Source organism: Streptomyces sp. cg40 (assembly GCF_050320165.1).
In the GTDB taxonomy this organism is placed as follows: domain Bacteria; phylum Actinomycetota; class Actinomycetes; order Streptomycetales; family Streptomycetaceae; genus Streptomyces; species Streptomyces hokutonensis.
This window is the reverse complement of the sequence record NZ_CP190128.1, coordinates 4046249-4066642: the sequence shown is the minus strand read 5'-3', so window position 1 is coordinate 4066642 and position 20394 is coordinate 4046249. Positions and strand designations below refer to the sequence as shown.

The 20394-nt window shown below is 69.9% G+C and carries 19 protein-coding genes; 6 read left to right on the top strand and 13 right to left on the bottom strand.

What is annotated here, in order from left to right; translation table 11 throughout:
* Window positions 1-13: 13 nt before the first annotated feature.
* Window positions 14-2335 (top strand): transglycosylase domain-containing protein, encoded by a 2322-nt coding sequence (locus tag ACQHII_RS17770; RefSeq protein WP_427920219.1) that lies wholly within the window; start codon window positions 14-16, stop codon window positions 2333-2335.
* Window positions 2336-2396: 61 nt separating this feature from the next.
* Here ACQHII_RS17770 and ACQHII_RS17765 read toward each other — a convergent pair whose 3' ends face one another.
* The 6 genes from ACQHII_RS17765 to ACQHII_RS17740 all read right to left on the bottom strand — a co-directional run bounded on the left by ACQHII_RS17765 (window position 2397) and on the right by ACQHII_RS17740 (window position 10199).
* On the bottom strand, window positions 2397-4493 hold the full coding sequence (locus ACQHII_RS17765; protein WP_427920218.1) for a SpoIIE family protein phosphatase: 2097 nt from the start codon (window positions 4491-4493) through the stop codon (window positions 2397-2399).
* Between the two features lie 302 nt (window positions 4494-4795).
* A complete protein-coding gene (fomD, locus tag ACQHII_RS17760) occupies window positions 4796-5488 on the bottom strand; it encodes a cytidylyl-2-hydroxypropylphosphonate hydrolase (protein ID WP_427920217.1) in 693 nt (230 codons plus the stop codon).
* Between the two features lie 72 nt (window positions 5489-5560).
* Window positions 5561-6946, bottom strand: coding sequence for a class II fumarate hydratase (locus tag ACQHII_RS17755; protein WP_427920216.1), 1386 nt, complete (start codon window positions 6944-6946; stop codon window positions 5561-5563).
* Window positions 6947-6983: 37 nt separating this feature from the next.
* A complete protein-coding gene (locus ACQHII_RS17750) occupies window positions 6984-7703 on the bottom strand; it encodes a DUF2690 domain-containing protein (protein ID WP_427920215.1) in 720 nt (239 codons plus the stop codon).
* A 132-nt stretch (window positions 7704-7835) separates the two neighbouring features.
* Complete coding sequence (locus ACQHII_RS17745) at window positions 7836-8213, bottom strand: SH3 domain-containing protein (protein WP_427920214.1); 378 nt, start codon at window positions 8211-8213, stop codon at window positions 7836-7838.
* A 315-nt stretch (window positions 8214-8528) separates the two neighbouring features.
* Window positions 8529-10199 (bottom strand): fumarate hydratase, encoded by a 1671-nt coding sequence (locus ACQHII_RS17740; RefSeq protein WP_427920213.1) that lies wholly within the window; start codon window positions 10197-10199, stop codon window positions 8529-8531.
* A gap of 179 nt (window positions 10200-10378) precedes the next feature.
* Here ACQHII_RS17740 and ACQHII_RS17735 point away from each other — a divergent pair, with 179 nt between their 5' ends.
* Together ACQHII_RS17735 and ACQHII_RS17730 are read left to right on the top strand one after the other, a co-directional pair.
* Window positions 10379-11095, top strand: coding sequence for a DUF1707 SHOCT-like domain-containing protein (locus tag ACQHII_RS17735; RefSeq protein WP_427920212.1), 717 nt, complete (start codon window positions 10379-10381; stop codon window positions 11093-11095).
* Window positions 11096-11268: 173 nt separating this feature from the next.
* Window positions 11269-11643, top strand: a complete 375-nt coding sequence (locus ACQHII_RS17730; RefSeq protein WP_427920211.1) for a WhiB family transcriptional regulator — start codon at window positions 11269-11271, stop codon at window positions 11641-11643.
* A gap of 84 nt (window positions 11644-11727) precedes the next feature.
* On the opposite strand, the gene glpX is transcribed toward ACQHII_RS17730, so the two are convergent.
* Complete coding sequence (gene glpX / locus ACQHII_RS17725; RefSeq protein WP_019072737.1) at window positions 11728-12762, bottom strand: class II fructose-bisphosphatase; 1035 nt, start codon at window positions 12760-12762, stop codon at window positions 11728-11730.
* A 126-nt stretch (window positions 12763-12888) separates the two neighbouring features.
* Between glpX and ACQHII_RS17720 the strand changes: the two genes are divergently transcribed.
* Window positions 12889-13410 (top strand): DUF4245 domain-containing protein, encoded by a 522-nt coding sequence (locus ACQHII_RS17720; RefSeq protein WP_427920210.1) that lies wholly within the window; start codon window positions 12889-12891, stop codon window positions 13408-13410.
* Between the two features lie 18 nt (window positions 13411-13428).
* Here the strand turns inward: ACQHII_RS17720 and ACQHII_RS17715 are convergent, their stop codons facing one another.
* From ACQHII_RS17715 to ACQHII_RS17695, 5 genes are all read right to left on the bottom strand, one after another.
* The gene (locus ACQHII_RS17715; protein WP_427920208.1) at window positions 13429-13824 is read right to left on the bottom strand and encodes a VOC family protein; all 396 of its coding nucleotides are present in this window, start codon (window positions 13822-13824) and stop codon (window positions 13429-13431) included.
* 272 nt (window positions 13825-14096) lie between these two features.
* A complete protein-coding gene (locus tag ACQHII_RS17710) occupies window positions 14097-14687 on the bottom strand; it encodes a malonic semialdehyde reductase (protein ID WP_427920207.1) in 591 nt (196 codons plus the stop codon).
* A 144-nt stretch (window positions 14688-14831) separates the two neighbouring features.
* Window positions 14832-15062, bottom strand: a complete 231-nt coding sequence (locus ACQHII_RS17705) for an exodeoxyribonuclease VII small subunit (RefSeq protein WP_427920205.1) — start codon at window positions 15060-15062, stop codon at window positions 14832-14834.
* 9 nt (window positions 15063-15071) lie between these two features.
* Window positions 15072-16289, bottom strand: coding sequence for an exodeoxyribonuclease VII large subunit (xseA, locus tag ACQHII_RS17700; RefSeq protein WP_427920204.1), 1218 nt, complete (start codon window positions 16287-16289; stop codon window positions 15072-15074).
* 58 nt (window positions 16290-16347) lie between these two features.
* Window positions 16348-17736, bottom strand: coding sequence for an APC family permease (locus ACQHII_RS17695; RefSeq protein ID WP_427920203.1), 1389 nt, complete (start codon window positions 17734-17736; stop codon window positions 16348-16350).
* A 100-nt stretch (window positions 17737-17836) separates the two neighbouring features.
* Between ACQHII_RS17695 and ACQHII_RS17690 the strand changes: the two genes are divergently transcribed.
* Window positions 17837-18862, top strand: coding sequence for a 4-hydroxy-3-methylbut-2-enyl diphosphate reductase (locus ACQHII_RS17690; RefSeq protein WP_427920202.1), 1026 nt, complete (start codon window positions 17837-17839; stop codon window positions 18860-18862).
* 29 nt (window positions 18863-18891) lie between these two features.
* Window positions 18892-19638, top strand: coding sequence for a polyphosphate--glucose phosphotransferase (gene ppgK / locus ACQHII_RS17685; RefSeq protein WP_427920201.1), 747 nt, complete (start codon window positions 18892-18894; stop codon window positions 19636-19638).
* Between the two features lie 40 nt (window positions 19639-19678).
* On the opposite strand, the gene ACQHII_RS17680 is transcribed toward ppgK, so the two are convergent.
* Window positions 19679-20254, bottom strand: coding sequence for a DUF6542 domain-containing protein (locus ACQHII_RS17680; RefSeq protein ID WP_427920200.1), 576 nt, complete (start codon window positions 20252-20254; stop codon window positions 19679-19681).
* Between the last annotated feature and the right edge of the window lie 140 nt (window positions 20255-20394).

Here is a 20394-nt window from a genome sequence, read left to right as displayed (position 1 = left end):
AGCAGACGGACTCATGGGACGAGCGGAAGAGCGACGAGCGCGACAACGCGGTGGCCGCCGCGCTGCGCCCAAGACCCGCCGTTCGTCGGGGGCCACCGCCACAGCGTCGGCCGGCACGGACGCCAAGGGCGGCAAGAGCGGTAAGAGTTTCATACGCAGGCTCTTCACCTGGAAGAAGATCCTCGGCACCTTCCTCGGCTTCTGCCTGCTCGGCATCGGCGCGTTCATCGTGCTCTACATGATGATCAGCATCCCCGCGGGCAACGCGACCGCGAAGCTCCAGAGCAACGTCTACAAGTACAGCGACGGCTCGACCCTGACCCGCAGGGGCCAGGTCAACCGGGAGAACGTGGACCTCTCGCAGGTCCCGAAGGCCGTCCAGGAGACGTTCGTCGCCGCCGAGAACAAGACCTTCTACAAGGACGCCGGCGTCGACCTCAAGGGCACCGCGCGCGGTCTGCTCAACACGCTGTCCGGCAAGGGCGCGCAGGGCGGCTCGACGATCACCCAGCAGTACGTCAAGAACTACTACCTGACGCAGGACCAGACCGTCACGCGCAAGCTGAAGGAACTGGTCATCTCCCTGAAGCTGGACCGCGAGAAGTCCAAGGACTACATCCTCGCCGGGTACATCAACACCAGTTACTACGGCCGCGGCGCCTACGGCATCCAGGCCGCCGCGCAGGCCTACTACCAGGTCGACGCGAGGAAGCTCTCGGTCGAGCAGGGCGCCTATCTCGCCGCACTGCTCCAGGCGCCGAACCAGTACGACTGGGCGATAGCCACCGACACCGGCAAGCAGCTGGTGAAGGCGCGCTGGAACTACGTACTGGACAACATGGTCGAGCAGAACTGGCTGAGCTCCGCCGAGCGCCAGAAGATGACGTTCCCGACCCCCAAGCCGCCCAAGGCCGAGGCCGGTATGGAGGGGCAGAACGGCTACCTGGTGACCGAGGCCAACGCGGCGCTGGAGAAGCAGCTGATCTCCAGCGGCCAGGCCGCCAACACCAAGGAGGCCGAGGCGCTGGTCGACGCGGGCGGCTGGACGATCACGCTCAACATCGACAAGAAGAAGCAGGCCCAGCTGGAGAAGTCGGTCAAGTCCCAGCTGACCAGCAAGCTCGACGCCAAGAAGCGCAAGGTCGACGGGAACGTCCAGCCGGGCGCGGTGTCCGTGGACCCGAAGACGGGCGGGATCGTGGCGATGTACGGCGGCGTTGGCTACACGGAGCACTTCACGAACAACGCCACCCGCACCGACTACCAGCCCGCCTCCACCTTCAAGCCGGTGATCCTGGCCGCGGCCCTCGCGGACGGCGCCAAGACGCAGTCCGGCAAGACGATCACCACCGACACGCTCTACGACGGCACCAGCAAGCGCCCGGTCGTGGGCAGCGACATCGCCTTCGCGCCGGAGAACGAGGACGACCAGAACTACGGCAAGGTCACCGTCCAGACGGCGATGAACAAGTCGATCAACTCGGTCTTCGCGCAGCTCGGTGTCGACGTAGGCATGGACAAGGTGATGAAGACCGCCGAGCAGCTGGGCATGGACCCCGGCGACCTGAAGGCCGTACCGGCGCAGACCCTGGGCACCATGGGCGCGAGCCCGATGGAGATGGCCGGCGTCTACGCCACCTTCGACAACCACGGCCGGAAGGTCACCCCGGCGATCATCAAGTCGGTGTCGCACAACACGCGCACGGTCACCATGCCGAACCCGATCGGTGCCCAGGTCATCCCACGCGAGGCCGCCGACACGGTGTCCTCGGTGCTGACCGGTGTGGTCGACGACGGTACGGCGAAGGTGTCGGTGGCCGAGAACAGCAAGCGCGACGGGCAGCAGGTCGCGGGCAAGACGGGTACGTCCGACAACAACAAGTCGGCCTGGTTCACCGGCTACACGCCCGACCTGGTCACCTCGGTGGGCCTGTTCGGCGAGAAGAAGGGCAGCGGCGCCCAGGTCCCGCTGACCGGTGCGACGGGTCTGATCACCGCGGGCGGCGGCCGTATCAACGGTGGTGGCTACCCGGCGCAGATCTGGGCGACGTACATGTTCGGAGTGACCAAGGCGAACAACAAGTTCGACCTGGAGACCGACCAGGGCGCGGCCGTCGAGCCGGACTTCACGCCGACCCCGAGCGCGACCGTGTCGACGACGCCGTCCGAGACGCCGACGACGAAGAGCCCCTCGCCGACTCCCACGACGGAGTCGCCCACGCCGACCCCGACACCCACGCCGACCCCGACGACCAGTCCGACGCCGACGACCAGTCCGACGCCGACGCCGGGCGACGGCAACACCGACCAGCCGCTGGACCAGTTCGGGCAGTAGCCGGGTCACACAAGAGAAAGGGCGCCCGGCACATCGCCGGGCGCCCAACTTCTGTCAGGGCCTAATTCCGGTTCAGTTCGAACCAGACCACCTTTCCGGTGCTGAGCCGGGTCGCTCCCCACCGACGGGCCAGTTTGTTGACCAGGTAGAGACCGCGTCCGCCCTCGTCCGTGGCCCGTGCCTGCCGCAGCCTGGGCAGTTGGGGCACGTCGTCGCCGACCTCGCAGCGCAGTACGTCGGTCCGCAGCAGCCGTAGCGTGACCGGCCGGGAGGCGTACCGTACGGCGTTCGTCACGACCTCGCTGACCAGCAGCTCCACCGAGTCGCTCAGGTCCTCCATGCCCCAGCGGGCCAGCGCCCGCCGGGCCAGCCGGCGGGCCTGGCCGGGCGCGGAGTCCTCCGGGTCGAGGAACCAGTACGCCACGTCGCTCGGCGCGATCCCGTCGAAACGGGCGGCGAGCAGCGCGATGTCGTCGTCCCGGTCGCCCGGGCCGAGCATGTCGAGCACCTCGTCGCACAGCGCTTCCAGGGGCGGCGGATGGTCCGGTCCGGTGAGCTGCGCGACCGCGGCCAGCTTCTCGCGCAGCTGCTCTATCCCGGTCCAGACGTCCCTGAGCCGCGACTCGACCAGCCCGTCCGTGTAGAGGAGCAGGGTCGCTCCGGCGGGTGCGTCCAGCTCTACGGCCTCGAAGTCGACGCCGCCGACCCCGATCGGAGCGCCGGGCGGCACCCGCAGGACCTCCGCCCGGCCGCCCAGATGCAGCAGCACCGGTGGCGGATGGCCCGCGTTGGCGATGGTGATGCGGTGCGAGACCGGGTCGTAGACCGCGTAGAGGCAGGTCGCCATGCGGTCATGGCCCAGCCGCTGGGCCTGTTCGTCGAGGTGGTGCAGGACCTCCTGCGGGGGCAGGTCCAGGCCCGCCAACGTCTGGGCGGTGGTGCGGAGTTGGCCCATGATCGCGGCCGAGGTCATCGAGTGGCCCATGACGTCGCCGACCACGAGCGCGACCCGGCTGCCGGGCAGCGGGATCGCGTCGTACCAGTCGCCGCCGACCCGGGCCGTCTCGGCGGCCGGGAGGTAGCGGGAGGCCAGCCGCACGCCGGTGGGGCGCGGGAGGGTCTCGGGGAGCATGGTGCGCTGGAGCTCGTCGGCGATGTACGCCTCACGGCCGTAGAGCACCGCCTTGTCGATGCCCAGGGCACTGTGCGTGGCGAGTTGGGCCGCGACGAGGAGGTCGTCGGCCTCGAACGCCATGCGCTCGGGACGGCGCAGGAAGAGCGCGGCGCCGATCACCCGGCGCCGGCCGCGCAGTGGCGCGAGGATCGCGCGCTGGCCTGTGGGGACGATCAACTCGCCGCCCTCGCCGAGAAGTTCGGGCAGCGCGGCGCGGGCGGCCGGGGAGTCGGCGAAGACGGGACGTACGCCCCGCAGCACCTCGTTCAGCGCGCCGCCGGGCCTGACCTCGCACAACTCGGCGGTGACCGCCGAGAGTTCGGACGGCTGCTCGGGCTGGAGCGCCGGCATGAAGCCGTTCTCCGTGTCCCGCTCCTCCGGGATCCGGTCGGTGCGGCGCAGCCGCAGCACGACGGGACCCGTGGGCCGTTCGTCGCCGACGGGCAGCGGGTCGCGCAGATAGACCAGGATCGCGTCCGAGAAGGTCGGCACGGTCGCCCGGCACAGCCCCATCACGATCTCGTCCAGGTCGATCCCGCGGGCGATCCGCCGGGTCGCGGCGCCCACGAAGCGCAGCCGGTCCCCGTCCCGCCGCATCGGCATGGGACCGCCCGGGGGCAGCCCCTGTCCCGTACGGCGCTCCTTGGCGACGGCGTCGGGGACCTCCCCGACCCCCGGCTGGGCCGGGATGCCCTCGGGCGCAGGGCGCGGACGGTGGGCGTCGGGTTCGGCGGCCGAGGGCTGGGAGTGCTCGGAGCCACCTGCGGTGTCGGGCTTCACAGGGGTACCTGCCGGGTCCTTCCCCTTGGCGCGGGACGTGCTCGTACCCGGCGCCGAGGACGGCTCACCGGTGCGTGCCTGAGCCGGTAAGGCCGGGGCACCGGACGGCCTGGGCGGCGGCGTCGAGGTACGCAGAAGCGCCCCACGGGGGTCCGTGGGGTCGGCGCCCTGTGGGCGCTCGAAGGAGGTGGGGTGCTCCGTCACGCGTGTCGAATCCGTCCGTCCGGGACCGCACGCCGTACGTACGGTTCGTCCCGCCGAAATGCCGATACCCGGAATACGTGCCCCAGGAACGGAATTCCCGCGTGGTCAGAGGCTGTTCCTGTGCCACCGGTGGACCGGCGGCCCTCAGGACCGGTGTCGCCGGTGTTGCCCTCGTACCCCTCGCTCACGTCCTGCCGCCCCTCGGTGACATCTGGTCAGTCCCGGTGCATGCGCCGGGAGTTGTCGCGGTGCCCTTGCGGAGGACGATCCTACGGTTGCGCACCGGGGGCGCATCAAGGGTCTCATGTGGACATGTGCGCGGGAGTGCGGTCCCAGTCCTCCGGAAGTGAAGGTACAGCCCAGGACGGATCCGGGCGCCAGTGCTGCCAGCCGTCTGCGAACGGGGAGCCCCACGCGCGGATCGCTTCCACCGCGGACCAGCCCGCTTTCCGCACCCGCTCGGCGAGTTGGGAATCCATCAGCCCGTCCCGCTGGGCCTGCGCGAACTCGTCCTCGTCGCGCCATTCCCAACTCCGGTCCGGCTCAACGGTGATGTCCAGGAAGTGGTCCTCGGAGTCGACCCCGCCGGCCCAACGGGCCAGCGGTTCCTCAAGGTTCACGTACCAGTTCTTGAACCGCCATCCCGGCTCCCAGAACAGCCACACCGACCACGCCTCACCGGGCCGCGCCAGCTTCAGCACACCGGTCCCGAACCAGTGGTCGCGCTGGACCGTGCGCGGCTTCGTGTACCGCGTCTCCAGCGGCTCCACGTGCACCGACGTGCCGTCCGCGAGCACCGGCTTCACACACTCGGTGCCGGGTGCCATCCAGACAGCGAGCAGCTCCTCGTCGTCGCGCACGACCGTGACGGGGCGGGCGATGTGGAAGCGCGGTCCGGCGTTCTCCCGATAGCGCCACAGGATCTGACTCCCGGGCGCCCAGAAGGCCGTAGACGTACCCGCTTCCACCGCTCTCACCGCTCCACCGTCTGCCATGAACAGATATTAGGTGCCCCGGGCATACGACGCTGCGGCGCGCGTCACGGTTCACGCCATGGCGACAATTGGTTACGGACGCGTCATCCGCAGGACATCGAGGGCTTCGTCGAGTTGGACGACCGTCAGATCACCGCGCTCCACATAGCCGCCCTCCAGCACGACTTGGCGGATCGTCTTGCGTTCCGCCAGTGCTTTCTTGGCCACCTTGGAGGCCTCCTCGTACCCGATGTACTTGTTCAGCGGGGTGACGACGGACGGCGACGACTCCGCGTACTCACGCGCGCGCTCCCGGTGCGCGACGATCCCGTCCACGGTCCGGTCGGCGAGCAGCCGCGACACATTGGCGAGCAGCCTGATCGACTCCAGGACGTTCTTGGCGATCACCGGAAGCATGACGTTCAGCTCGAAGTTGCCCGCGGCCCCGGCGGTGGCGACGGTCGCGTCGTTCCCGACGACCTGCGCGGCCACCATCAGCACGGCCTCCGGAATCACCGGGTTGACCTTGCCGGGCATGATCGATGACCCCGGCTGAAGATCCGGCAGCGAGATCTCGGACAGCCCGGTGCGCGGCCCGGACGCCATCCACCGCAGATCGTTGGCGATCTTCGTCAGTCCTACGGCGATGGTCCGCAGCTGCCCACTGGTCTCGACGATCCCGTCCCGGGCGCCCTGCGCCTCGAAGTGGTCGCGTGCTTCCGTGAGCGGCAGCCCGGTGACCAGGGCGACCTCCGCGATCACGGCGGCGGAGAACCCGGGCGGGGTGTTGATCCCGGTGCCGACGGCGGTCCCGCCCAGCGGCAGTTCGGCCAGCCGCGGCAGCGAGGACTGCAACCGCTCGACGCCGTACCGCACTTGGGCCGCGTACCCGCCGAACTCCTGCCCCAGCGTCACCGGGGTGGCGTCCATGAGATGCGTCCGCCCGGACTTCACGACATCGGCGAACTCGACGGACTTGCGCGACAGCGCGCCCGAGAGATGCTCAAGCGCCGGGATCAGATCACGAATCACGGCACCGGTGGCCGCGATGTGAATGGAGGACGGGAAGACGTCGTTGGACGACTGCGAGGCGTTGACGTGGTCGTTCGGATGCACAGGGCGCCCGAGCCGCTCGGTCGCCAGGGTCGCGATCACCTCGTTGGTGTTCATGTTCGACGAGGTGCCGGACCCGGTCTGGAACACGTCGATCGGGAAGTGCTCGTCCCAGGCCCCGCCGGCGACCTCACGGGCGGCTTCCTGGATCGCCTCCGCGATGTCCTTGTCGAGCACGCCCAGCTCGGCGTTCACCTTGGCGGCGGCACCCTTGATCCGGGCCAGGGCCTCGATGTGGGCGCGCTCGATGCGCTGGCCGGAAATGGGGAAGTTCTCGACGGCCCGCTGCGTCTGCGCCCGCCACTTGGCGTCCGCCGGGACCTGTACCTCGCCCATGGAGTCGTGCTCGATGCGGTAGTCGCTCATACCTGTATATCGACCGGGAGGGCGGGGATGTTCCGGGTCAGTGGCCGGGGGCCGTGCAGACGGGCTTTCCGGCCACCTCGGCGCACGCCTGTGCCCCGCGCGGGTCCGAGGAGGCCAGCATCGGGCTGCTGTAGCCGTCCGAGCGGTCGCCCGGGTACTCGGCGGACAGCTCGTCCCGCCCCGACCTGATCGAGATCTCCCGCGCGCCGCCGATCCGGGTGCGCACCTCGGACCAGACGGTGGCGCAGGACGGCGAGTACCGCAGCCGTACGACCTGGGTGGCCCGCGCGACGACGCTCTCCGTACGGGCGTCCCGGGCGCAGGCCCCGGCGGACGGCAGCTCCCCCTGACAGCCACCGTAACGGCAGGAGAAGGCCACCTGGTCCGTGTCGCGGTCGAGGACGTCGGCGGCACCGGCGGTGACCGCGACCGTCGTGGCCACCGCGGCGAGGGCGACGAGGGCGCGGGCGGGGGCACGCAGCCGGCGGGGGCGTACGGGCGGGGCGGGAGGTTCGATGGGCCTGGACTGCTCCCGGGTCGCCGTGTCCCACAGGGCGAGCAGCGTGCCGGGTTCGGTTCCCGCGAGCCGGGCGAGCGCCTCGACAGCGGCGCGTGGCGGGAACTGGTCGCCGCTCAGATAACGGTGCCAGGTCGACTTGCTGTACGGCGTGACGGAGGCCAGCGCGGCCAGGCTCAGCCCGGTCCGCCGCTTGAGGAGGTGGAGTTCCGCCAGGAGCCGCTGTCTCTCGACCGTCACAGGGCCTTCCCTTCCCGGGGGTGGTGTGGGGCCACACCCGGGTCGCCGGAATATGAAGGGGTGTTGACCTGGTGTTCCCCGACGGGACGTACGGGATCGTCCCGTCGGGGAACACCGTCGGTCAGGCGGGGGTCAGCACCAGCGGACGGCGCTGTGGTTGCGGACGTAGTGCGCGGAGACGTAGCCCTCGTGGTGCGGGAGCTTGTACCAGCGGTGGTTGCCGAAGACGTTGGAGCCGCGCGTCTTGCAGACGATGGGCAGCGCCCGCCCGACCGGCCGCGTGCCGACGATCCGGTAGCCGGTGCCGGGGCCCGAGCGGACGTTCAGACGAGTGTAGTGGCGGGTCGTGACGCTGCCCCAGGTGCGGGCGGCGACGTGGTGGTGGGCGACGTGGTGCCGGGTGGGGTGCGGCGCCGAGTGGCCGGCCGGGGCGGCGACGGCTGCCGCGGGGAAGAGAGCGACGGCCGCGAACGCGGCCACGAGGCCGTTGCGCAGAGTGCGTCGGATCATGGGGGGTTCCTCCGAGTCGACCGAGGACCACGGGCTGTGATCCAGTCAGCACGGAGCTTTTCCGGCAAAGCGGGCGGAAATGCCGTCCCGTGTGTCCCTGGGACGAATTGGGACGGTTTCCTTCATCCCGGGACACCGCTCACCCCGGGCGGCCGCAATCAGCCCGTCCGGCGTTTGAGGACGAGGCCGTCCAGGCCGACCGGGGGTCCAGGGGGCGGAGCCCCCTGGGAACGGGGTCGAAGGGGCAGAGCCCCTGGAGGACGGGACGGGTAGGGGCGGCGGGGGCGAAATCCACCCCCGGCCACCCCGAACGTCCTACACCAGCCCAGGCCCCCGCACCGGAATGTGCGTGAACGTCGGCTCCGGCGCCGGGTTCTGGAAGAAGTCGTTGCCCTTGTCGTCGACGACGACGAACGCCGGGAAGTCCTCGACCTCGATCTTCCAGACCGCCTCCATGCCGAGCTCCTCGTACTCGACGACCTCGACCTTCTTGATGCAGTCCTGCGCGAGCCGGGCCGCCGGCCCACCGATCGACCCGAGGTAGAAGCCGCCGTGCGCGTCACACGCGTCGGTGACCTGTTTGCTGCGGTTCCCCTTGGCGAGCATCACCTTGGACCCGCCCGCCGCCTGGAACTGCTCGACGTAGGAGTCCATACGACCGGCCGTCGTAGGCCCGAAGGAGCCGGACGCGTACCCCTCGGGGGTCTTCGCCGGCCCGGCGTAGTACACCGGGTGGTCCTTCAGGTACTGCGGCATCTCCTCGCCCGCGTCCAGCCGCTCCTTGATCTTGGCGTGCGCGATGTCACGCGCCACGACCAGCGGCCCGGAGAGCGAGAGCCGGGTCTTGACCGGGTACTTGGTCAGCTCGGCGAGGATGTCGTCCATGGGCTGGTTGAGGTCGATGCGGACGACGTCTTCGCCGGCCGAGTCGAGGTGCTCGTCGGTCGTCTCCGGCAGGAACCGCGCCGGGTCGGTCTCCAGCTGCTCCAGGAACACACCCTCGGCGGTGATCTTCGCGACGGCCTGCCGGTCGGCGGAGCATGACACGGCGATGGCGACGGGGCACGAGGCGCCGTGCCGGGGGAGCCGGACGACCCGCACGTCGTGGCAGAAGTACTTGCCGCCGAACTGCGCCCCGATCCCGATCCTCTGCGTCAGCTCGAAGACCTTCTGCTCCAGGTCCTTGTCCCGGAAGCCGTGCCCCAGCTCCGAACCCTCGGCCGGGATCTCGTCCAGGTAGTGCGCGGAGGCGTACTTCGCGGTCTTCAGCGCGTACTCGGCGCTCGTACCGCCGACCACGATCGCCAGGTGGTACGGCGGGCAGGCGGCCGTACCGAGCGAACGGATCTTCTCCTCGAGGAACTTCATCATGGAGCCCTCGTTGAGGACCGCCTTCGTCTCCTGGTAGAGGAACGACTTGTTGGCCGAGCCGCCGCCCTTCGCCATGAAGAGGAACTTGTAGGCGCCGCCGTCGGTCGCGTACAGCTCGATCTGCGCGGGCAGGTTCGACCCGGTGTTCTTCTCGTCCCACATGGTCAGCGGGGCCATCTGCGAGTAGCGCAGATTGAGGTTCAGGTAGGCGTCGTAGATGCCCTTGCTGAGCGCCGCCTCGTCCTCACCTTCGGTGAGGACGTTCTGTCCGCGCTTGCCCATGACGATCGCCGTACCGGTGTCCTGGCACATGGGCAGCACACCGGCCGCCGCGATGTTCGCGTTCTTCAGGAGGTCCAGAGCCACGAACTTGTCGTTGTTCGACGCCTCGGGGTCGTCGATGATCCGGCGCAGCTGCGCGAGGTGGGCCGGCCGCAGATAGTGCTGGATGTCGTGGATCGCCTCGGCCGCCAGCTTCCGCAGCGCCTCCGGCTCGACCTTGAGGAACGTCCGCCCGTCGGCCTCGAAGGTGGAGACACCCTCGGAGGTCACCAGCCGGTACGGGGTGGTGTCCTCTCCCATGGGGAGCAGATCGGTGTACGCGAACTCAGGCATCGCAGCCCATTCCTCACTCGACAGACGGCCGCCCGCCGACACTGGCGGGCGCTCACCAGCGTAGAACCTGCCGCTGACAGCGGGCTTGTGAGGTAAGGCTCAGTTCGCCGGGGGCCGCGCCACGCCAACGTTGTCCACACCCCTAGTCGCGATCTATCGCGTTTCGGTACTCTGCTGTCGTGGACCTTCAGAAGCAGCCCGCATCCGCGCCCACGGCCCCGCAGCCCGCGCCCGCCGCGTCCGCGCTGCGCGCCTCGGACGCCGACCGTGACCGCATCGCCGACATCCTGCGCGACGCCCTGACCGAGGGGCGGCTGAGCGCCGACGAGCACGCCGAGCGGGTCGAGGGGGTGCTGAGCGCCAAGACGGTCGGTGAGCTGGAGGTCTTCATCCAGGATCTGCCGGCCGCCCATGGGCACCGGGCGACGGCCGCGTCGTACAGCCCCGCGCCGAACCGCCCGACGGAGGGCGCGATCCCGGCCGAGGCCGACCAGAACGTGGTGGCGGTGTTCAGCTCCGCCATGCGCAAAGGTCGCTGGCGCGCGGGCCGCCGCATGCACGCGTACGCCGTGTTCGGCAGCGTCGAGATCGACCTCAGCGAGGCGATCTTCGAGTACCAGCAGGTCGTCATCAAGGCGATCTCGGTGTTCGGGAACGTGGAGATCCGCGTCCCGGAGAACGTGTCGCTGCGCGGCACCGGCGGCGGAGTCCTCGGCAACTTCGAGGTGGACACGCTGGACTCACTGGAGCCGGACGCGCCCGTGATCTACGTCGACGGATGGGCCGTACTCGGAAACATCGAGGCAAAACCCAAGCGCGGCAAGCTCGTTGCGGACATTCTCGATCGGGTTCAGCGCAAGGTCGACAAGGGTTTGCGCAAACACCTGGACCGTTGACGGTTGTGAATCGGGACACATGTGGAGCTGATCGGTCCACGCCGGTCCGCCCCTGACATCGCGCACAAGCACACGGAAACCAGCGGTTCGGAACTCAGTGCATAGGCGCGCGCACAGCGGGTAGGCCTTGCTGCATCGTCTCTCGCTCGCGAAGCCGTCGTCAGGAGTAGACCGTGCTGCAACCGCCGCATTCGTCCCTGCAGGTAGCTGCTGTTCCGGCCCAGCGGGTGCCTGCGCGAGACAGGGACCAAGACGCTCCATGGCACACCGAAGCGGTGTGCCGGCGCGACGAGGCCGGCCTGTTCTTCGCACCCTCCAAGGAACCCACCGCCGCCCGGCTCTCCCGCGAGGACGCCGCCAAGCGCGTCTGCGCGCGCTGTCCGGTCATGGTCGAGTGCCGCGAACACGCCCTCCTCCAACCCGAGCCCTACGGCGTCTGGGGCGGCCTCACCGCCGCCGAACGCCGCGTGGTCCTGGCCAGGCGCCGCCGCCGCGAGGTGGAACTCCAGAAGGCGAGGGCGGCGGGCCGCATAGCAGCGGCCGGCTGACCGCCGTAGAAGAGGCGCCCCCACCGCACCGGGGGCGCCTCTTTCACATACGGCCGTGTGGTCGTGGTTCTGGCTGTGGAGTGGCTACTTGGCCCGGTCGAAGTCGATCGCGCTGTACGCCCGCAGCTTGCTCAGCCGGTGCTCCGAGTCGATCCGCCGCACCGTCCCCGACTTGGACCGCATCACGATGGAGTCGGTGGTCGCGGTCTCCGACCGGTACCGCACGCCCCGCAGCAGCTCCCCGTCCGTGATCCCGGTCGCGACGAAGAACACGTTCTCGCCCGACACCAGGTCGTTGGTGGTGAGCACCCGGTCCAGATCGTGCCCCGCGTCCAGCGCCCGCTGCCGCTCCGCGTCGTCCTTGGGCCACAACTTGCCCTGGATCACGCCCCCGAGGCACTTCACGGCACAGGCCGAGATGATGCCCTCGGGCGTGCCGCCGACACCGAGCAGCAGGTCGACGCCGGTGCCTTCGCGCAGCGCCAGGATCGAGCCGGCCACATCCCCGTCGGAGATCAGCTTGATCCGCGCACCGGTCTCCCGGATCTCCTTGATGATCCCGTCGTGCCGCGGCCGGTCCAGCACGACGACGGTGACGTCCTCGGGCGTGACCCGCTTGGCCTTGGCGACCCGGCGGACGTTCACCGAGATCGGGGCCTCGATGTCGACGAACTCGGCGGCCTCGGGCCCGGTGACCAGCTTGTCCATGTAGAACACGGCGGACGGGTCGAACATCGAACCCCGGTCCGCGGCGGCCAGCACCGCGATCGCGTTCGGCATGCCCTTGGCGTTGAGGGTGGTCCCGTCGATCGGGTCGACGGCGATGTCGCACTCGGGCCCGGTCCCGTCACCGACGCGCTCGCCGTTGAAGAGCATCGGCGCCTCGTCCTTCTCGCCCTCGCCGATGACGACGACGCCGTTCATCGAGACGGTGGAGACGAGGGTCCGCATGGCGCGCACGGCGGCACCGTCGGCGCCGTTCTTGTCACCGCGCCCGACCCAGCGGCCCGCGGCCATCGCGGCGGCTTCGGTCACCCGGACGAGTTCCAGGGCGAGGTTGCGGTCGGGGGCCTCGGAGGGGACTTCGAGTTCGGACGGCAGATGATGATGCTCGGTCATCGGAGCGCACCTTTCTGATACGACGACGGCCGGATGAGGGTATGGCCACGACTCTATCGCCAGGCAGACAAAATGAGCAGGGGGCCCCACGGATGAGCGGACCAGGGCACCTGCGACGATAGGGACGTGGCAGGTTCGAACGGCAAGCAGAAGACGGTCCGGGACATGATTCTCTCCCTGGGCCTGATCGGGATCGCGGCGGCGATCGTCTACATCTTCATCCCGCACAGCGACCACGCTCCGGACGTCAAGCGGGTCGACTACCGCGTGGAGCTGCTCACCGCACGCCGCGCGGCGCCGTACCCGGTGGCGGCGCCGGAGGGCCTGCCCGCGAGCTGGAAGGCGACCTCGGTCCGCTACGACGGCGCCGCGTTCGACGCCTGGCACCTCGGGTTCAGTGCCCCCGGTGGTCAGTACGTGCAGATAGAGCAGTCGACTCAGAAGCCGGCCGACTTCATCGATACCGCGAGCCAGGGCGCCGCCGCGACCAGGACCACCCAGACCATCGACGGCCACACCTGGACCCGCTGGACCGGCGGCCGCTACGACGCCCTCGTGCTCGCGGACAAGGGCTCGACGACGGTCGTGGCGGGCACGGGCTCCTTCGCCCAACTGACCGAGATGGCAACGGCGTTGCAGATGAAGTAGCCCGACGGCGTCCCCGCGCTACGGCCGGACGTACGGCCGCGTCATGATCTCCATGTTGTGGCCGCCCGGGTCCTCGAAGTAGGCGCCGCGACCGCCGAAGAGGTCGTTGGTCCGGCCGGGATCCTTGTGGTACGGGTCGGAGTAGTAAGTCACCCCGACCGCCTCCAGGCGGCCGATCATCGCGTCGAACCGCTCCTCGGGCACGAGGAACGCGTAGTGCTGCGGCTGAATCGGCTCGTCGCGCTTCTCGTAGTAGTCGAGCGTCACACCGTTGCCCAGGTCCACGGGGACGAACGGCCCGAAGGGCACGCCGACCTCCAGACCGAGGATCGCGGCGAGGAACTCGGCGGACAGTTGGCGGTCCACGGCGTAGACGGCGGTGTGGTTCAGCTGGACGGTGGTCGGCAGTGACATGTGTGGGCGGGTCTCCGAGTCTTGGGTCCGATGAGAGCGCCACGTCCGGGCGCCAGAAGGGAAGACAAGGAGAAACGGCGGGGCTCTTGCCCGCCTCGTGCTCACGCCGAGGCCGGGTGCCCCACTCGTGAATGGCCATTGGCCGACCCGGCAGTCACATGAAGGACCCTAGTGCCGCACTGAGCGTCACGGCAACGGCGATTGGCGAATACGGAAGGCCCCGGCGCGGACGGTTTCCTGTCCGCGCCGGGGCCTTCCGTGCGTCACGCGTCTCAGACGGTGGTGACGACCTCGTCGTACGCCAGCCGCGGGGAGCGCGGGAACCAGGCGTCCTCGCCCGGCTTGCCGATGTTGATGACGACGAACGGGGTGTGGTCGTCGTCCAGGAACTCCTTCTGGACGCCCGCGAAGTCGAGGCCGGTCATCGGGCCCGCGGCGAGGCCGGCGGCGCGGATGCCGATGATGAAGTACGCGGCCTGGAGGGCGGCGTTCAGCGCGGCGTTGTGCTCGCGGGCCGAGCGCTCGGCGAAGACGGTGTCCTTGGCCTGCGGGAAGTGCGGGAACAGGGTGGGCAGTTCCTCGTGGAACTCGTTGTCCGCGGAGAGGATCGCGACCAGCGGGGCGGCGGCGGTCTTCTTCTGGTTGCCCTCGGAGAGGTGCTGCACGAGACGCTCGCGGGCCTCGGGGGAGCGGACCAGGGTGATGCGCAGCGGCGACTGGTTCATCGAGGTCGGGCCGTACTTGACCAGGTCGTAGATCGCCTGGACCTGCTCGTCGGTCACGGGCTCGTCGGTGAAGGTGTTCGCGGTGCGGGCCTCGCGGAACAGCAGGTCCTGGGCGGCGGGGTCAAGAACGAGAGACATGCGAGAACTTCCTCGGGGGGCGGAAGCGGATTACCGGACCGCGGTCCGGTTAAGCTGACGAGACCGACCGTACGCGACGTTAGGTTCAACATTCAACCAAAAACGGAGCATGGTGATCCGCCTCACAGCGGATCACAGTCAGTGTTACTCGCGGCCCTCTTCTTCGGCCTCTTCCTCCGCCAGCGCCGCGTCCAGCCGTGCCCGGGCCCCGTCCAGCCAGCGCCGGCACACCTTCGCCAGTTCCTCGCCCCGCTCCCAGAGCGCGAGCGACTCCTCCAGCGTCGTACCGCCCGCCTCCAGCCGCCGTACGACCTCGATCAGCTCGTCGCGCGCCTGCTCGTACCCGAGGGCTTCTTCCGTCACCTTGCTGGTCATTCGCCCACCCTATGCATGTGCCGTATCGACTCGAACCGTGAACTCGCCCTCGGCGACCCGTGCCCGCAGCACCTCGTCGGCCGTCACCTCTTCCGGGTCGCGGACGGCGTGCCCGTCGGCCTTCTGCAGCACCGCGTACCCCCGCTTCAGGGTCGCCGCGGGGGAGAGGGCCACCACGCGCGCGTGCGTGTGGGTCAGCTCCGAGTCGGCGCGGTCCAGGAGGTGGCCGAGGGTGCGCCGGCCCCGGTCGAGGAGGGCGGCGACATGGTCCGCCCGCTCGTCGATCATCCGGTGCGGATCCTCTATCGACGGCCGTGCCAGCGCCTGCGCCAGCCCGCGCTCCTCCCGGTCGACGAACGCCACCACACACCGCCGCGCCCGGTCGCGCAGCTGCCGTACCCGCTCGTACTCCTCGCCCACGTCCGGTACGACCTTCTTCGCCGCGTCGGTGGGGGTGGAGGCGCGCAGGTCGGCCACGTAGTCCAGGAGCGGGTTGTCGGGCTCGTGCCCGATCGCGGACACCACGGGCGTACGGCACTCCGACACGGCCCGCACCAACTGCTCGTCGGAGAACGGCAGCAGGTCCTCCACACTGCCGCCGCCCCGCGCCACGATGATCACGTCCACGCCTTCGAGCGCGTCCAGCTCCTTCACGGCCTGCACGACCTGCGGCACGGCGTGCACGCCCTGCACGGGCACGTTGCGCACCTCGAAGCGGACGGCGGGCCAGCGGTGCCGCGCGTTCTCCAGGACGTCCCGCTCGGCGGCCGAGGCCCGCCCGCAGACCAGCCCGATGAGCTGCGGCAGGAACGGCAACGGCTTCTTCCGGTCGGCCGCGAACAGCCCCTCCGCGGCCAGCGACTTCTTCAACTGCTCCAGCCGCGCGAGGAGTTCACCCACCCCCACCGGCCTTATCTCCGTGGCCCGCAACGACAACTGCCCGCGCGGCGCATACCACTCCGGCTTCGCGAGGACGACCACCCGCGCGCCCTCGCTGACGACATCCGCGATCTCGTCGAACACCTGCCGGAAGCAGGTCACACTCACCGAGATGTCGTACGACGGGTCGCGCAGCGTCAGGAACACGACACCGGCACCGGGACGCCGCGACAGCTGGGTGATCTGCCCCTCGACCCACACCGCGCCGAGCCGGTCGATCCACCCGCCGATCAGCCGGGAGACCTCACCGACGGGGAGCGGGGCGTCCGGAGCCGTGTTGAGAGCCATGCGCCCGAGAGTAACGGCCAGGTCTGACAGTGCGGTCGAGGTGAGGAGCGTACGACCCTCAACCGGTCTCCGTGTCGGCCTTGTTCCGGCTGCCCTGCACCGCGAGCACCGCCAGTCCCACCGCCAGCCAGATCGCACCCACCACCTGTGCCGTACCGGACGCCTCCACGATCACCGCGACGGTGATCGCCGCTCCCAGCACCGGTACGAGCACGTGCCGCCACCACACCACCGGCCCTCCCCGGCGCCGTACCGCGAACCAGCCCACCACGCTCGCGTGCAGCAGTGTGAAGGCGGTCAGGGCGCCGATGTCGACGACCGACACCAGGTGGTCGAGTCCGTCGTCGCGCCGGGCCGCCCAGACCGCGGCGACGAAGGTGATGAGGGCCGCCGACAGGAGTGCGACCCGGGGAACGCCGTCGTCGGTCTTCGAGAGGGCGCGGGGGAGGCGCCGGTCGCGGGCCATCGCGAAGACCAGGCGGCCCGCCGCGGCCTGCCCGACGAGCGCCGCGAAGGCCGCGCCGATCGCCTTGCTGACGGCCACCAGGTTGTGCAGCCAGTTGCCGACCGACACGTCGACGGCGTCGTAGAACGCCGATCCCTGCTTTCCGGCGTCGGCGGCGAGCTGCGCGGAGGTCGTCGGCTCCAGGAGGGCGACCAGGTACGTCTGGGTGATGAACAGGACACCGGCCAGCGCGAGGCAGAACAGCAGCGCCCTGGCGACCTTCTCGGAGCCGCCGGTGACCTCCTCCGCGAAGGTGGCGACCGCGTCGAAGCCCAGGTAGGAGAGCACGGCGACGGAGACCGCGCCGATCACCGCCGACAGCGCGAACGCGCCCTGGGTGCCGTCCCCGGAGAGGGGCGACAGCCAGCCCCGTTCGGCGCCGTCGCGCGCGAGGACGACGATCGCCGACACGACGAAGACGACGAGGACCACGATCTCCATCGCGAGGACGAGGAAGCCCACGCGCGCGGCGGCCCGCACTCCCCAGAGGTTGAGGCAGGTCGTGAGGACGACCGCGAGCGCCGTCCACACCCACCGGGAGACCTCCGGGACCAGCGCGTTCATGGCGATCCCGGAGAAGAGGTAGGCGACCGCGGGGATCAGGACGTAGTCCAGCATCGCCATCCAGCCGGCGATGAACCCGGCCTCCCTGCCGAGCCCCACGCGCGCGTAGGCGAACACCGAGCCCGCCTGGGGGACGACCCGCACCATCTGCGCGTAGCTGAAAGCGGTGAACGCCATCGCGACCGTCGCCACGACGTAGACCAGCGCGACCGCGCCGTGCGACTTGGCGTCCAGGGTGCCGAACACGCCGACCGGCGCCATCGGGGCGATGAACAGCAGCCCGTAGACGACGAGATCGCGGAAACCGAGGCTGCGCCGCAGTTGGGGTCCCTCGCCGGCCATGGTCGTCGCGTCCGTATCCGTGCCCGTGTCGGCCATCTCGCGTCTCCCGTACGTAGTGTCCGGCCCCCGCCCCTTCCCCCTCCACGGCCAGTCTCTCCAAGGACGCGATCTTTGACCCGTCGGGCGCGGCCTTACGATGGGACGCATGACCGCTTCGTCTGGCCGCCGTGTCCTGCTCGCCGCCCCCCGGGGCTACTGCGCGGGTGTGGACCGCGCCGTGATCGCCGTCGAGAAAGCCCTTGAGCAGTACGGGGCTCCGATCTACGTCCGGCACGAGATCGTGCACAACAAGTACGTCGTCCAGACCCTGGAGAAGAAGGGCGCGATCTTCGTCGAGCGGACCGAGGAGGTCCCCGAGGGGAACATCGTGATGTTCTCCGCGCACGGCGTCGCGCCCGTCGTCCACGACGAGGCCAGGCGGGGCAATCTCGCCACCATCGACGCGACCTGCCCCCTGGTGACCAAGGTCCACAAGGAAGCCGTCCGGTTCGCCAACGACGACTTCGACATCCTCCTCATCGGGCACGAGGGCCACGAGGAGGTCATCGGCACCTCCGGGGAGGCCCCCGACCACATCACCCTGGTCGACGGTCCCGGCGACGTCGCCAAGGTCGAGGTGCGCGACCCGTCCCGGGTCGTCTGGCTCTCCCAGACCACGCTCTCCGTGGACGAGACCATGGAGACCGTCGACGCCCTGAAGGAGAAGTTCCCGCAGCTCATCTCCCCGCCCAGCGACGACATCTGCTACGCCACGCAGAACCGTCAGCTCGCCGTGAAGCAGATGGGCGAGGAGGCCGACCTGGTGATCGTGGTCGGCTCGAGGAACTCCTCCAACTCGATCCGGCTCGTCGAGGTCGCCAAGCTGGCCGGCGCCCGCGCCGCCTACCTGGTGGACTTCGCCGACGAGATCGACGAGGCCTGGATGGAGGGCGTGACCACGGTCGGTGTGACCTCCGGTGCCTCCGTACCGGAGATCCTGGTCGAACAGGTGTTGGAGTGGCTGTCCGTGCGTGGCTACGAGGACGTCGAGCTGGTGAAGGCGGCAGAGGAGTCCATCACGTTCTCGCTGCCCAAGGAACTCCGCCGTGACCTGCGCGAAGAGGCGGCGGCACTGGTCGCCGAGCGTACCGGTACGGCCCGTACGACCCCCTCCGGGCAGTGACTGTCAGTCGTTCGTCGTAGCGTGGATCCATGCAGATCTTCGGCGTGGACATCGGTGGATCCGGGATCAAGGGCGCCCCTGTGGACCTGGGCAAGGGCGATTTGACCCAAGAGCGGTGCAAGGTGCTGACTCCGCACCCGGCGACGCCGGACGGGGTGGCCGACGGCGTGAAGGAAGTCGTCGACCACTTCGGCTGGACGGGACCGGTCGGGCTCACGTTTCCGGGCGTGGTCACCGGCGGTGCCACGATCCGTACGGCGGCGAACGTCGACAAGAGCTGGATCGACACGGACGCGGGCGCGCTGTTCAGCGACAGACTGGGCGGCCTCCCGGTGACCGTCGTCAACGACGCGGACGCGGCGGGCGTCGCCGAGATGCACTTCGGCGCCGGCCGGGGCCGCAAGGGCACGGTGATCCTGCTGACCTTCGGCACAGGCATCGGCAGTGCCCTTTTTGTCAACGGCGTCCTCGTCCCCAACACGGAGCTGGGCCACCTTGAGCTGAACGGCCACGACGCCGAGAAGAAGGCGTCCAGCAAGGCCAAGGAGGACGGCGAGCTGACCTGGGAGCACTGGGCCCACCGCGTCCAGAAGTACCTCGCCCACGTCGAGATGCTGTTCTCCCCCGAACTCTTCATCATCGGCGGCGGAGTCAGCCGCAAGGCCGACAAGTTCCTGCACTTCATCGAGGACATCAAGGCGGAGATCGTCCCGGCGCAGTTGCAGAACAACGCGGGGATCGTGGGGGCGGCGATGCATGCGGCGGGGGACGACTAGCCCCGCGTGGAGCGCTCCCGCGCCTCCACGAAGGGCCTGATCACCCGCGTCGGCGTCGGTTCACCAGCTGGATTCTGCGGACCGTCGCGATGAGGCCCGCGACGAGTGTGCCGCCGTAGAGCCAGCCGGCCTGGGTCGCGAGGGCGGTGAACAGGCCCATCAGGCGGTTGCCGAGGCCGCCGCTGCCGTCGGCGACCGGGAGCAGGCCGACGGCGAAGGCGATCGGCACGACGACCGGGGCGGTCAGCAGGTCGCCGCGTCGGATCCAGACCGCCGTCAGCACGCACACCGGCAGGAACAGCACGCCGTACACGGTCAGCGACGCCCCGAACAGCAGCTGGTCGAGGAACCCGAGCACGACCATCACGGCCGCGCAGAACAGGCCGCCGCCGAGCCCGGTGAGCCGGGGGTTCGGCAGCGGCCGTACGGACTGGGGTGTCGCCGGGCCGGGGCGTCGTACGGCCGCCGGACGGCGCTGTGCGGTGCCGCGGGCCTGGGGTCCCGGCCGGGTCGGACGGGCCGGGCCGCCGTTCGGGCCCCGGCCCGCCTGCGGGGGCAGCGGCGGGGCCCCGCGTCTCGCGCCGGGCTGTGGGGGTCGTGTCCTGTGTTGCTCCACTGGACCAACTTAGGTCGGTTTATGTGCCGAATAGGCCCTGGGACACGCCGATGAGCAGAGCTTGGCCAGGTGTTCGAGGCGGAGCCGGGAGGGCGCGGCTCACGCCGTAGACTGGTGGATCGGCCCCGGGCCGCAACCCC